The sequence below is a fragment of the Pseudomonas sp. BS3782 TE3695 genome (genome assembly GCF_050435305.1).
Taxonomy (GTDB): domain Bacteria; phylum Pseudomonadota; class Gammaproteobacteria; order Pseudomonadales; family Pseudomonadaceae; genus Aquipseudomonas.
In genome coordinates this window covers 6265622-6279326 of sequence record NZ_JBNDKB010000001.1, presented here as the reverse complement: position 1 = coordinate 6279326, position 13705 = coordinate 6265622, and the positions used below count along the sequence as shown (strand labels likewise).

At 57.8% G+C, this 13705-nt stretch carries 13 protein-coding genes; 9 read left to right on the top strand and 4 right to left on the bottom strand.

From position 1 onward, the window contains the following. Window positions 1-77 precede the first annotated feature (77 nt). Window positions 78-1769, bottom strand: coding sequence for a lactate permease LctP family transporter (locus ABH909_RS28500; protein WP_429439604.1), 1692 nt, complete (start codon window positions 1767-1769; stop codon window positions 78-80). Window positions 1770-2031: 262 nt separating this feature from the next. On the opposite strand from ABH909_RS28500, the gene ABH909_RS28495 reads away from it, so the two are divergent. Next, on the top strand, window positions 2032-2799 hold the full coding sequence (locus tag ABH909_RS28495) for a GntR family transcriptional regulator (protein WP_008067187.1): 768 nt from the start codon (window positions 2032-2034) through the stop codon (window positions 2797-2799). A 147-nt stretch (window positions 2800-2946) separates the two neighbouring features. Here ABH909_RS28495 and smpB read toward each other — a convergent pair whose 3' ends face one another. Next, a complete protein-coding gene (smpB, locus tag ABH909_RS28490) occupies window positions 2947-3429 on the bottom strand; it encodes an SsrA-binding protein SmpB (protein WP_007900551.1) in 483 nt (160 codons plus the stop codon). A 118-nt stretch (window positions 3430-3547) separates the two neighbouring features. Here smpB and ABH909_RS28485 point away from each other — a divergent pair, with 118 nt between their 5' ends. From ABH909_RS28485 to ABH909_RS28475, 3 genes are read left to right on the top strand one after another with little or no spacing between them, the layout of a single operon-like run. Beyond that, window positions 3548-4951 (top strand): sodium-dependent transporter, encoded by a 1404-nt coding sequence (locus ABH909_RS28485; RefSeq protein ID WP_429439601.1) that lies wholly within the window; start codon window positions 3548-3550, stop codon window positions 4949-4951. Window positions 4952-4958: 7 nt separating this feature from the next. Then, a complete protein-coding gene (locus ABH909_RS28480; protein WP_429439599.1) occupies window positions 4959-5393 on the top strand; it encodes a type II toxin-antitoxin system RatA family toxin in 435 nt (144 codons plus the stop codon). Continuing rightward, complete coding sequence (locus tag ABH909_RS28475; RefSeq protein ID WP_429439596.1) at window positions 5386-5700, top strand: RnfH family protein; 315 nt, start codon at window positions 5386-5388, stop codon at window positions 5698-5700. Before ABH909_RS28480 ends, ABH909_RS28475 begins: the two co-directional genes overlap by 8 nt. A 61-nt stretch (window positions 5701-5761) precedes the next feature. On the opposite strand, the gene ABH909_RS28470 is transcribed toward ABH909_RS28475, so the two are convergent. Continuing rightward, window positions 5762-6289, bottom strand: coding sequence for an outer membrane protein assembly factor BamE (locus ABH909_RS28470; RefSeq protein ID WP_007900538.1), 528 nt, complete (start codon window positions 6287-6289; stop codon window positions 5762-5764). Window positions 6290-6386: 97 nt separating this feature from the next. On the opposite strand from ABH909_RS28470, the gene fur reads away from it, so the two are divergent. Then, the gene (gene fur / locus ABH909_RS28465; RefSeq protein ID WP_003197684.1) at window positions 6387-6791 is read left to right on the top strand and encodes a ferric iron uptake transcriptional regulator; all 405 of its coding nucleotides are present in this window, start codon (window positions 6387-6389) and stop codon (window positions 6789-6791) included. A 75-nt stretch (window positions 6792-6866) separates the two neighbouring features. On the opposite strand, the gene recN is transcribed toward fur, so the two are convergent. After that, window positions 6867-8540: a DNA repair protein RecN gene (gene recN / locus ABH909_RS28460; RefSeq protein WP_429439593.1), complete on the bottom strand. Its 1674-nt coding sequence runs from the start codon at window positions 8538-8540 to the stop codon at window positions 6867-6869. Window positions 8541-8781: 241 nt separating this feature from the next. Between recN and grpE the strand changes: the two genes are divergently transcribed. From grpE to dapB, 4 genes are all read left to right on the top strand, one after another. Next, complete coding sequence (gene grpE / locus ABH909_RS28455) at window positions 8782-9348, top strand: nucleotide exchange factor GrpE (protein WP_429439590.1); 567 nt, start codon at window positions 8782-8784, stop codon at window positions 9346-9348. Between the two features lie 102 nt (window positions 9349-9450). Then, on the top strand, window positions 9451-11367 hold the full coding sequence (gene dnaK, locus ABH909_RS28450; protein WP_429439588.1) for a molecular chaperone DnaK: 1917 nt from the start codon (window positions 9451-9453) through the stop codon (window positions 11365-11367). Window positions 11368-11665: 298 nt separating this feature from the next. Next, window positions 11666-12790, top strand: a complete 1125-nt coding sequence (gene dnaJ, locus ABH909_RS28445; RefSeq protein ID WP_429439585.1) for a molecular chaperone DnaJ — start codon at window positions 11666-11668, stop codon at window positions 12788-12790. Between the two features lie 9 nt (window positions 12791-12799). After that, window positions 12800-13606, top strand: a complete 807-nt coding sequence (gene dapB, locus ABH909_RS28440) for a 4-hydroxy-tetrahydrodipicolinate reductase (RefSeq protein ID WP_429439582.1) — start codon at window positions 12800-12802, stop codon at window positions 13604-13606. The last annotated feature ends 99 nt before the right edge of the window (window positions 13607-13705 follow it).

Below are 13705 nucleotides of genomic sequence, written 5' to 3'. Positions count from 1 at the left end.
CTTGCAGACCCGGTTGTGAATAGCTGACGCCAGGTGGCGTAACCCGGCGTCGGTTTTTTCCGTGTCGCGTGTAGTACTTAGTGCACCAGCATGCCGGTGAACCAGTAAGCCTGGGCCAACGTGATCAGGCCGACAATCGTTGCAAAGAATAGGCTGTGCTTGAGGGTGAAGCGGAACAGATCCGATTCCTTCCCCACTAACCCGGTCGCGGCACAGGCCACGGCGATCGATTGCGGCGAAATCATCTTGCCGGTTACTCCGCCGCTTGTATTCGCCGCCACCAGCAAGGTGTCGTTGACGCCGATCTGGTGCGCGGTGGTTGCTTGCAGCGAACTGAACAGTGCGTTGGACGACGTATCGGAACCGGTCAGGAACACGCCGAGCCAGCCGAGGAATGGCGAGAAGAACGGGAATGCCGCACCTGTGCCTGCCAGTACCAGAGCCATGGTTGATGACATGCCCGAATAGTTGGTGACGAAGGCGAAGGCCAGCACCATGCCGATGGACAAAATCGGCCAGCGCAGTTCGTAGACGGTCTCTTTGAAAGTGGTAAGACCAGTTTTTAGATTGATCTTCAATACCAGCATCGAGATCAGCGCGGAGAAGAAAATCGCCGTGCCGGTCGCGGAAATCGGATCGAGTTTGAACACCGCCGGAATCGCCGTCGGGGCGGTTACGATCGGGGCGACCTTGATCACCATTTGATCCAGATGCGGAATCGCGAAGTTGAACACCCAGCTATACATCGAGCCGCCCGCAGCGAACATCGCTTTGAACGGTTTCAGCGTCCAGATGGTGACCAGTACGGTGAGGATCAGGAACGGCGACCAGGCTTTGAAAATTTCCCCCAGGCTGTAAGGCGACGCCACGGTGGTGCGTGGTTGGCCGAAACCACCGCTGCTGGCCACCACGGAAGCCGAGACGGCGCCGACGATGTGTTGGCCGGCGGCGCGTTTTGGTTGCCAGATTTTCAGGAATAGCGTCAGGGAGATCAGGCTGGCGAGTGCCGAGGTGATGTCCGGCAGTTCCGGGCCAATGAAGTTCGAGGTGAAGTATTGGGTGATGGCAAAGCTCAAGCCGGCCACCAAGGCTGCCGGCCAGGTTTCCCGAACACCGCGCAGGCCGTCCATCATGAACACCAGCCAGAACGGCACGAACAGCGACAGCAATGGCAATTGACGGCCGGTCATGGCGCCGATCTTGAACGCATCGATGCCGGTGACTTGCCCGGCGACGATGATCGGAATCCCCAAGGCGCCAAAAGCCACCGGCGCGGTGTTGGCGATCAGGCACAGGCCCGCGGCGTACAGCGGGTTGAAACCCAGCCCTACCAGCAGCGCGGCGGTAATCGCTACCGGAGCGCCGAAACCGGCGGCACCTTCCAGGAAGGCGCCGAAGCAGAAGCCGATCAGCAGCACTTGCAGGCGCTGGTCGTCAGTAATTGACAGCACCGAGCTGCGGATCACTTCGAACTGGCCACTCTTGACCGTCAGTTTGTAGAGAAACACCGCTGCCACGATGATCCACGCAATCGGCCACAAGCCGTAGGCGAAGCCGTATCCGGCAGCCGCGAAGGCCATATCGACCGGCATCTGGAACGCGAAGATTGCCACCGCAATCGACAGCGCCAGGGTGATGCTGCCGGCCACGTGGCCTTTGAGGCGGAACACGGCCAAAGCGAGGAAGAAAAATACAATGGGGATGACGGCCGCGAGTGCGGATACGCCGAGACTGCCGAGCGGGCTGTAGAGCTGTTGCCAGGTTTGCATATGGGGTGGCCCCTAATTGTTGTTGGTCAGGCACTGGTCAGCGTTCTTGGTTAATTGGTAATACCAATTTACAATCGCTGTTGGCTAGGGTAAAAGCCTTGTATGCGGTGTGTCAATTTGCCGCCCTAAAACTTTTGTCGAATGAGCGGTGCAGAACGCATCTGATCTGTTCGATCAAACGTCGTCTGGTAGGTGCTGGTGCAGCGCCAATAGGCCAGAATAGAGAGCCCGGCGAGCCGCCGGGATCGTGGAGAATTGAGTGATGGGGTTTGATCAGATTCGGCAGCGCCGTTTGTCTGACGATATTGTCGAGCAACTCGAGGGGATGATCCTCGAGGGCACATTGAAGGCTGGCGAACGCTTGCCGGCAGAGCGCGCGTTGGCCGAGCAATTCGGCGTGTCACGCCCTTCGTTGCGCGAAGCGATTCAGAAACTGACGGCCAAAGGGCTGCTGGTCAGTCGTCAGGGCGGCGGTAACTATGTGGTGGAATCCCTGGGTTCGACGTTCAGCGATCCACTGCTGCATCTGCTGGAAAGCAACCCCGAGGCCCAGCGCGACTTGCTGGAGTTTCGTCATACGCTGGAAGCCTCCTGCGCTTACTACGCGGCATTGCGTGCGACTGATGTGGATCGCGAGCGACTGACGGCGGCATTCGACGAATTGCAGGACTGCTATTCGCGTCATGACGAAGTGAGTCGGCTGGAAGAGGGCGCGGCGGACGCAAAATTTCACTTGGCGATCGCCGAAGCGAGTCATAACGCGGTGTTGCTGCACACCATCCGTGGGCTGTTCGACCTGCTCAAGCGCAACGTGGTGACCAACATCGGCGGCATGTACAAGCAGCGCTCCGAAACCCGCGACATGCTGATTGCGCAGCACAGAGAATTGTACCTGGCGATTATCGAAGGCAGGGCAGAGCAGGCAAGAGAGGTTTCCAGTCGACACATTCTGTATGTGCAGGAAGTGCTGGAAGAGGTGCGTCAGGAAGTGCAGCGCGTGGCTCGAGCAGAGCGGCGCAAGGGGATGTAGTCAGCTTCTCTGTGGCGAGGGAGCTTGCTCCCGCTGGGGCGCGAAGCGGCCCCCAGGCCTGCACCGTTTAGCAGATCGTTTACGACTGCTTCGCAGCCGAGCGGGAGCAAGCTCCCTCGCCACAAAAGCCGCGATCAGGCAGGGAAATTAATCTTCCTTGCCCTTGTTTCGCACCGCGCGCTGCAATTCACGACCGGCGTCGCGCTCGCGTTCGGTATCACGCTTGTCGTATTCCTTCTTGCCCTTGCCCAGAGCGATCTCGCACTTGACCATGTGCTTGCTCCAGTACCAGGACAGGCATACGCAGGCGTAACCTTTTTGCTGCACGGCAGCGGCCAGCTTTTCCAGCTCCCGCCGGTTGAGCAGCAATTTTCGGGTGCGGGTCGGATCGGCGATGACGTGGGTGCTGGCCGTCATCAACGGCGTAATGTGGCTGCCGAGCAGCCAGGCTTCGCCATCTTTGAGCAGCACATAACTGTCAACCAGTTGTAGCTTGCTTGCCCGCAAACTTTTTACTTCCCAGCCGGCCAGGACCAGACCAGCCTCGAACTTATGCTCGATGAAGTAATCGTGTCGCGCCTTTTTGTTCTGCGCGATGGTCCCTGTTGGGTGTTTCTTCTGTTTAGCCATAGGGGCGGCATTATAGGGAGTTGCAAGCGAGTCGGCTACGGTGACGCTACGTGCTTGAGCAGGTTGATTGAATCCCGGACAATGCGGCCTCTTTTTTGAACGCTTGGGCGTGATAACGATGTCGACAGACAAGGTTTCTGTCCACGGCAGTTGGGCTAGCCGCTGGGTCTTCATACTCGCCGCGACCGGTTCGGCCGTGGGTTTGGGTAGTATCTGGAAATTCCCTTACATGGTCGGCGTCTACGGTGGCGGAGCCTTCGTGCTGATGTTCCTGGCCTGTATTGCGCTGATCGGTATGCCCGTCATGCTGGCCGAAACCCTGATCGGTCGCCGCGCGCGGCAGAGCCCGGCCAATGCCTTGAAGGTCCTGGCGCTGGAAGCGGGGCATTCGGCGAAATGGTCCTGGGGTGCATTTGCCGGGATGATCACGGCGCTGCTGATCCTGTCGTTCTATAGTGTGGTCGGCGGCTGGTCGCTGGATTACATCATCGACATGGGGCGTGGCGACTTCCAGGGAGCGACGCCTGATCAGGTCGGCGCCTACTTCGGCAATGTGATCGCCGATCCATGGCGCCTGACACTTTGGCACACGGTTTTCATGCTCCTCTCCGCCGTGGTAATCGCCAAAGGTGTAGTCGCCGGGCTGGAGCGCAGCCTGCGGATCATGATGCCGCTGCTGTTCGTGATGGTGATTGTCCTGCTGGGCTACAGCATGACCACTGGCCATTTCATGGAGGGCGTGCATTTCATGTTCGACTTCCACCCCGAAAAAGTACTCGACGGCTTGCTGCCGGCCATGGGGCACGCGTTTTTCTCTCTGAGCGTGGGTGTCGGTTCGATCATGATCTACGGGGCATATATGCCCAAGAGCTCGTCGATTTCCGGCACCGTGGTCGGTGTGGCACTGCTTGATACTTTCGTTTCCCTGGTCGCCGGTCTGGCATTGTTTCCGATTGTGTTCGCTGCCGGCCTGAACCCGAGCGAAGGCCCTGGCCTGATGTTCGTCAGCCTTCCATTTGCCTTTGGCAATGTAGCGTTCGGCCAGTTGATGGGCGTAGTGTTCTTCGTGCTGGTGGCGATTGCGGCCTGGAGTTCGGCGATTTCCCTGCTCGAGCCGATGGTGGCTTACCTGGTTGAGCGCACGAAGATCAGTCGCGCATGGGTCACCTTCTGGCTGGCATTCACATGCTGGTTCGTCGGTCTGGGCACTGTGTTCTCCTTCAATATCTGGAAGCAAGCCAAGTTTTTCGTGAACGAAGGCGGGATGTTCCACCTCTATCAATGGGGAGCAGCCGGTGGTCTGGACTTCTTTGGTGTGATCGATTTCTTCACCTCGCGGATCATGTTGCCACTCGGTGGTTTGTGTTTCGTAATGTTTGCGGGCTGGGTGATGGGGCGTGAAGCGGTGCGCGACGAATTGTCGATCCGTCGTCCGCTGCTGTTCGCTTTGTCCCTGTTCTTGATGCGCTATGTGGCGCCCATCGGCATTCTTGTAGTATTTGCCGCCCAGCTGTGGAAGTAACGCTGACATGACGACACACATTCAACGTTCGGCCCTGCTGCCATATCCGGCACAAGCGCTGTATGACCTGGTCAACGATGTAGCCCGCTATCCGGAATTTCTGCCGTGGTGCTCGTCGGCCGAAGTCCTGGAAAGCACTCCTGAGTTTATGCGTGCCAGCGTCGGCGTGGCGAAGGGGGGGCTGAGTCAGCATTTCGTGACGCGTAACACCTTGGTGCCGGGGCGTTCGATCGAGATGAACCTCGAGGAAGGTCCGTTCAGCCAGCTGCACGGCGTCTGGGTGTTCAAGCCGTTGGGCGAAAAGGCCTGCAAGATCAGTCTGGATTTGTCGTTCGACTACTCGGGCCCGCTGGTGCGTGCGACGTTGGGGCCTTTGTTCAATCAGGCGGCGAATACGCTGATGGACGCGTTTTGCCAGCGTGCGAAACAGATGCATGGTTGAGGCAATGATCAAAGTCGAAGTGGTATATGCCGCTGTTGATCGTCAGGTATTGCTGACTGTAACCGTGCCGGTGGGTGCAACGGTGCGAGATACATTGCTCAAATCCGGCTTGAACAGCGAATTCCCTGAGCTGGATCTGGCCAGTTGTCCGGTTGGAATCTTTGGCAAAGTGATCGCTGAACCGGCCAATCGTCCGGTTCAGGCAGGGGATCGCCTCGAGATCTACCGGCCGTTGCTCGCCGATCCGAAAGAAGTTCGCCGGTTGCGCGCCGCCAAGGCTGCCGAGGCTAAAGCCCGGAATCAGTGAGCCGGTCAAACGCCAGTCGATAAAAAACCCGGACATGCCGGGTTTTTTATTGCGTCGCAAATTATTGCGGCGAGGTTTCCAGCGGTTCTGGCGTCGGGACTGGAACGGTTTCCACGTTGTCCACGTCCTTCTGGATCTGATCCAGCAACGACCCAGGCTTGACCGGTTTTTCTGGCTTCGGCTTCTCGGCATTTTCGGCCGGCGCGGTCACTGTAGTGTCGCTGTCTTTGCCGAGAATGGCTTCGTCGCGGCTCACGCCCGGCATGAAATCGCCAGAAAGGCTGACAAGTTGATCATTTGGGTTGAAGATAACGCTAATGCGTTCCTGTTGGCGTTCACCGCCACCCGGTTGCAGGCTGTAGAGATAATCCCAGCGATCGGCATGGAACGTGTCAGTCAGCAGAGGGTTACCCATGATAAACCGTACTTGCCGGCGGGTCATTCCCGGGCGTAACTGGTCTATCATGTCCTGCGTGACGACATTGCCCTGCTGGATGTCGATTTTGTAAACCCCGGGGAATGAACAACCGGCGAGTGCGAGCAGTCCCACAAAGGTGAAACTGGTTAGCAAGAGCTTGGTGTTTTGCATCGGTGGGCGACTTCCACTATCTTGGCTGGGACAACGTAAACGCCGATCATACCCGCATTAAGAGAAGCTGCGAAGCAGCATCGCGAGAAAGCTGACCATGGTTGAAAATAGCGAACTACGCAAAGCCGGCCTCAAAGTGACCCTTCCACGGGTCAAAATTCTGCAAATGCTCGATTCCGCCGAGCAACGCCACATGAGTGCCGAGGATGTCTACAAGGCGCTGATGGAGGCTGGTGAGGACGTCGGTCTGGCCACGGTTTACCGTGTACTGACCCAGTTCGAGGCAGCTGGCCTTGTGGTGCGGCACAACTTCGACGGAGGCCATGCGGTCTTCGAGCTGGACGACGGCAAGCATCACGACCACATGGTCAACGTCGAGACCAGTGAAGTGATCGAATTCTTCGACGAAGAAATCGAGCGGCTGCAGAAAGCAATCGTCGACAAGTATGGCTTCGAGATGGTTGATCACAATCTTGTACTGTACGTGCGCAAGAAAAAGTAAGCATGTCGCGTGAACTTCAGGTTCGCGAAACGAACGAAGGCGACCTCAGGGTCGCCTTCGTGCTTTCTGCTGTTTTCAAGTTTTCGCGGTAACGACCATTTTTTTGGCGTGAGCCAGTGATTCCTTGGTGAGATCGATGCCCCCGAGCATCCGTGCCACTTCTTCAACGCGATCGGTCTTGCTCAGTTTGGAGACGGCCGTATGTGTGGCGTCATCACCGCGGACCTTATGTACAAATAGATGTTGATGCCCCTGCGCCGCCACTTGCGGCAAGTGAGTCACGGTCAGGACCTGCCCACGCTCCCCGAGTCGCCGCAGCAACTGGCCGACAATTTCGGCAGTCGGACCGCCGATACCCACGTCCACTTCGTCGAACACCAGGGTCGGTACGCGGGAGGTCTGTGCAGTGATCACCTGAATCGCCAGGCTGATACGCGACAGTTCGCCACCCGACGCCACTTTTGCCAGGGCTTTCAATGGTTGCCCCGGGTTGGCGCTTACCAGCAGTTCTACTTGTTCGAGCCCGTTGGGCAGCAATTCGTCGCTGCAGTTGGGGCGCAGTTCGATGGTAAAGCGGCCGCCGGGCATGCCCAAACGCTGGATTTCCTGTTCCACGGCGCTGGCCAGGCTGCTTGAGGCTTGATGCCGCAGATCGCTCAGCTCCCGCGCCTTCTCCTGATAATGGCGGGCGTAGGACGCCAGCTCATCGCTCAGTCGTTCGATGGATTCGTCATTGGCATTCAGGGTTTCGATTTCATCGAGTAGCTTCTGCTGCATCTCGGCGACTTCGGTCGGCTGGATGCGGTGTTTGCGCGCCAGGGTGTAGATGGCATCGAGGCGTTCTTCCAGGTATTGAAGGCGCGCCGGATCGGCGTCGAAGTTGTCGAGAAAGCGGTTCAGCTCGCCCACGGCTTCTTCAACCTGAATCTGCGCGCTGGTCAGCAGGCTGCTGGCTTCGCCCAGGGCGCCAATCGAATTATTCACGCTTGATAGGCGATTAAGGCTGGCGGTGAGCGCGTTCAGTACGTTGCCGGAATCACTTTCGCTGCATTGTTCGACCACTTGCCGGCAAATGCCCAGCAGGGTTTCGGCGTTGGTCAGGTTCTTGTGCTCCTGTTCCAGCTGCTCCAGTTCGGTTTCGCCGAGGCCGAGGTTTTCCAGTTCTTCGAGTTGATAGCTGAGCAATTGATGGCGAGCGCGTTGTTCGTCTCCGGAGTTGGAAAGGCGTTCCAGTTCCTGGCGGGTCTGGCGCCAGCGTTGGGCGGCCAGTTGCACTTGGCGGGCGAGGTCCGTCGCGCCGGCGTATTCGTCGAGCAGGCGGCGATGGGTATCGGTTTTGAGCAGGGATTGATGTTCGTGCTGGCTGTGGATATCGATTAGCAACTCGCCCAAGGCCTTCAAGTCGCCGAGAGGGCAGGGGGTTCCGTTGATATAACCGCGCGAGCGCCCTTCAGCGGTGATCACGCGACGCAAAATGCACGGGCCGTCGTTTTCGAGGTCGCGCTCTGCCAACCAGGCACTGGCTTCCGGGATGTCGACCAGGTCGAAGGTGGCCAGGATATCGGCCTTGTCGGCGCCCGGGCGGACTACTCCGCTGTCGGCGCGATCGCCCAGGGTCAGGCCCAGGGCGTCGAGCATGATCGACTTGCCGGCGCCGGTTTCCCCTGTGATCACGCTCATCCCGCGATCGAGTTCGAGATCGAGATGTTCAACGATGGCGTAGTTATGTACGGACAGGTGCACCAGCATAAAGGCCGCTCCCAGGCTTTAGGTCTGGTTATTTATACAGTGTTTTGTTTCGGGCTGACAATGCCTCTTCTTAGGTCGATTTGCTTGATTTATGAAAATCCTTAGTGCAATGCGGAATGACAATGCAGGTGTTTTTTGTAGGGTTAATCATCAAATAGCCCTTGAAGCTGAATTTTGCGGCCCCATATACCGGGGCAGAAGCGTGAGTTGAGCTCGCGGACGATATTGGAAGGAGAAATCTATGGCTGACGAACAGACAGTGGATACGCAAAATCTAGACGCCAACCAGGGCCCCGAGGCTTCGGGTGAAGACCTGGCGGCTCGTGTACAACTGCTCGAAGAGCAATTGGCTGGTGCGCAGGATCAGGCTTTGCGTGTAGCCGCCGATCTGCAGAACGTCCGCCGCCGTGCCGAGCAGGACGTTGAAAAGGCTCATAAATTCGCCCTGGAAAAGTTCGCTGGCGACCTGCTGCCGATCATTGACAGCCTGGAGCGCGGCCTGGAGCTGTCCAACCCTGACGACGAGAACATTCGTCCGATGCGCGAAGGGATCGAGCTGACCCTGAAAATGTTCCAGGACACCCTGAAGCGTTATCACCTGGAAGCAATCGATCCTGAAGGCGAGCCCTTCAATGCTCTGCATCATCAGGCAATGGCCATGCAGGAAAGCGCCGACGTCGAGCCAAACAGCGTGCTCAAGGTGTTTCAGAAGGGCTATCAGCTTCACGGTCGCCTGCTGCGCCCGGCCATGGTCGTGGTCAGCAAGGCCCCTGCGCCGGTTTCGCCTTCGATTGACGAGCAGGCTTGAAATTAGCCGCAAGGCCCCCATTTAGAAGTCAAGCGTTTAAGTGCTACCGCAGTCAGCCACCACTACTGCGGCATCCAAATCCAAAGTTTCGGGAGAGTGAACATGGGCAAAATTATCGGTATCGACCTGGGGACTACCAACTCCTGCGTCTCCGTGCTGGAAAACGGCAAAGCCAAAGTTATTGAAAACGCTGAAGGCGCGCGTACCACGCCGTCGATCATCGCTTATGCCAACGACGGTGAAATCCTGGTTGGCCAGTCGGCCAAGCGTCAGGCAGTGACCAATCCGCATAACACCCTGTACGCGGTGAAGCGTCTGATCGGTCGTCGTTTCGACGAAGAAGTCGTACAGAAAGACATCCAGATGGTCCCTTACAAGATCGTCAAGGCTGACAACAACGACGCCTGGGTTGAAGTGAACGGCCAGAAAATGGCGCCGCCACAGATTTCGGCTGAAATTCTGAAGAAGATGAAGAAGACCGCCGAAGACTACCTCGGTGAGCCAGTGACCGAAGCGGTGATCACCGTTCCGGCCTACTTCAACGACAGCCAGCGTCAAGCCACCAAAGACGCCGGCCGCATCGCGGGTCTGGACGTTAAACGTATCATCAATGAACCAACCGCAGCCGCCCTGGCCTACGGTATGGACAAAGCCAAAGGCGATCACACCGTGATCGTTTACGACTTGGGCGGCGGTACTTTCGACGTTTCCGTGATCGAAATCGCTGAAGTCGATGGCGAGCACCAGTTCGAAGTGTTGGCCACCAACGGTGACACATTCCTGGGTGGTGAGGACTTTGACATTCGTCTGATCGACTACCTCGTTGACGAGTTCAAGAAAGAAAGCGGCATGAACCTCAAGGGTGACCCGCTGGCCATGCAGCGTCTGAAAGAAGCCGCTGAGAAAGCCAAGATCGAACTGTCCTCGAGCCAGTCGACCGACGTGAACCTGCCGTACATCACTGCAGACGCTACCGGTCCTAAGCACTTGAACGTGAAAATCTCCCGCGCCAAGCTCGAAGCGCTGGTTGAAGACCTGGTTCAGCGCACCGTCGAACCTTGCCGCATCGCCATGAAAGACGCCGGTATCGATGTCAGCAAGATCGACGACGTGATTCTGGTCGGCGGTCAGACCCGTATGCCAATGGTGCAGAAAGCGGTTTCCGACTTCTTTGGTAAAGAAGCTCGTAAAGACGTTAACCCGGACGAAGCGGTTGCCATGGGTGCTGCAATCCAGGGCGCAGTATTGGCCGGTGACGTGAAAGACGTTCTGCTGCTCGACGTCAGCCCGCTGACCCTGGGTATCGAAACCATGGGTGGCGTGATGACCGCGCTGATCGAGAAAAACACCACGATTCCTACCAAGAAATCGCAAGTGTTCTCGACTGCCGACGACAACCAGGGCGCAGTGACCATTCACGTCCTGCAAGGTGAGCGTAAGCAAGCCGCACAGAACAAGTCCCTGGGCAAGTTCGACCTGGCCGAGATTCCACCGGCACCACGTGGCGTGCCACAAATCGAAGTGACCTTCGACATCGACGCCAACGGCATCCTGCACGTCGGCGCGAAAGACAAGGCGACCGGCAAGACCCAGTCGATCGTGATCAAGGCCAACTCCGGTCTGTCTGAGGAAGAAATTCAGCAGATGGTTCGCGATGCTGAAGTGAACGCTGAAGAAGACCGCAAGTTCGAAGAGCTGGCCAGTGCCCGCAACCAAGGCGATGCCCTGGTTCACTCGACGCGCAAAATGGTCGCTGATGCTGGTGATAAAGTGAGCGCTGAAGAGAAGGCTGCAATCGAAGCCGCTGTAGTTGCCCTGGAAACCGCCATCAAAGGCGACGACAAGGCTGCTATCGAAGCCAAGGTTGAAGAGCTGTCCAAGGTCTCTGCACCAGTGGCTCAGAAAATGTACGCCGAACAGGCTCAGCCAGCTGAAGGCGCGGCACCGCACGACGAAAAGGCCGAAAAAGCCGATGACGTCGTAGATGCCGAGTTCGAAGAGGTTAAAGACCACAAGTAAGTTGTTGGTCGCCCGGTTGACTGCCTTCAGGCGGTGACTGGTAGGATGTCGCCGCGCGGGAGCTTGCTCCCGCGTTGGCATGTCTGGAGTTAGTGAATTTTTACAGCATGCGACAACCGTTCGGGTGCTGATGGTATGGCCGGAAATGCTCCTGCTTTTCGAGTCAGAAGTACCGTATTGAATCAAAGACCAGGATCGTTGAATTGACGTGAGTTGGGTCCGGGCCTGTATTGGGGCTCAACGAGTTTGGCGAGGCTCAGGAGAGGTTTGCCGAACGTCCTTAAGAGTGCAAAGACTTATGGCAAAGCGTGATTATTACGAAGTATTGGGTGTTGAGCGTGGTTCAAGCGAAGCGGACCTGAAAAAGGCCTACCGGCGCCTGGCGATGAAGCATCACCCGGACCGTAATCCCGATGACAAAGCGTCGGAAGATATGTTCAAGGAGGCCAACGAGGCCTACGAAGTGCTGTCCGATTCCAGCAAGCGCGCGGCCTATGATCAATACGGTCATGCCGGTGTCGATCCGAGCATGGGTGGCGGCGGTGCCGGTTTTGGCGGTCAGAACTTTTCCGACATCTTTGGCGATGTCTTCAGTGACTTCTTCGGTGGCGGTCGCGGCGGTGCGCGTGGCGGCGCTCAGCGTGGCAGCGATCTGCGTTACACACTGGAGCTGAATCTGGAAGAAGCGGTGCGCGGCACGACCGTGAATATCCGCGTTCCAACGCTGGTCAATTGCAAGCCGTGCGATGGTTCGGGTGCCAAGAAAGGTTCCTCGCCAGTCACGTGCCCGACGTGCGGCGGTATTGGTCAAGTACGCATGCAGCAGGGTTTCTTCTCGGTGCAGCAGACCTGCCCGCGCTGCCATGGCCAAGGCAAGATCATTTCCGATCCGTGCGAATCCTGCCGTGGCGAAGGGCGTGTCGAAGAGTACAAGACCCTGTCGGTGAAAGTGCCGGCCGGTGTTGATACTGGTGATCGCATTCGTCTGTCTGGCGAAGGCGAGGCGGGTGCGCAGGGTGGGCCGACCGGCGACCTGTACGTGGTGATCAATGTGCGCGAGCACGCGATTTTCCAGCGTGACGGCAAGCACTTGTTCTGCGAAGTGCCAATCAGCTTCGTCGATGCAGCGCTGGGCGGCGAACTGGAGATTCCGACCCTCGATGGTCGGGTCAAGCTGAGAATTCCGGAAGGGACTCAGACCGGTAAGCAGTTCCGTGTTCGCGGCAAAGGCGTCGCGCCCGTTCGTGGTGGCGGTGCTGGCGACCTGATGTGTCGCGTGGTGGTCGAAACCCCGGTCAATCTGGGTCGCCGTCAGCGCGAACTGCTGGAAGAGTTGCGCAGCTCTATGGCGGGTGACAACAGTCATTCGCCAAAAACCACCGGTTGGTTCGAAGGTGTGAAGCGCTTCTTCGGCGATTTGTAAGGAGTCGACATGCGACGTATAGCTGTGATGGGCGCTGCCGGGCGCATGGGCAAGATTCTGATCGAGGCGGTGCAGCAGCGCGCGCCGCTGACTGGCCTGACAGCCGCCATCGTGCGCCCCGGCAGCACACTGATTGGCGTGGATGCCGGTGAGCTGGCATCGCTGGGGCGAATCGGTGTGCCGCTGTCCGGCAAGCTGGATGCGGTGGCCGATGAGTTCGATGTGTTGATCGATTTCACACTCCCGGAAGTGATGCTGAAAAACCTGGAGTTCTGCCGCAAGGCGGGCAAATCCATGGTGATCGGTACCACGGGGCTGGACGCGGCGCAGAAGCAGTTGCTGGCCGAGGCGAGCAAGGATATTGCGATTGTGTTCGCGGCCAATTTCAGTGTCGGTGTAAACCTGTCGCTGAAGTTGCTCGATATGGCGGCTCGTGTGCTGGGTGATGACGCTGATATCGAAATCATCGAGGCTCATCACCGGCACAAGATCGACGCCCCTTCAGGTACGGCTCTGCGCATGGGTGAGGTGATCGCCAATGCGCTGGATCGTGATCTGCAGAAGGTGGCGGTTTATGGTCGTGAAGGTCACACCGGTGTGCGTGAGCGTGAAACGATCGGTTTCGCGACTGTTCGCGGTGGTGATGTGGTTGGTGATCATACGGTGCTGTTCGCCTGCGAGGGTGAGCGACTGGAAATCACGCATAAGGCATCCAGCCGTATGACCTTCGCCAAGGGTGCGGTGCGTGCAGCTTTGTGGCTGGACGGTCGTGAACCAGGCCTTTACGACATGCAAGACGTGCTCGACCTGCGGTAAGATGTGCCCGAAATCGGGTTCAAACTCAGTGTTTGGGCCCGGTTTTAAACTGCCAAGCGACGTCCTGTCGCATTCTCCGGCCTTTAGGGCTCATTGGCG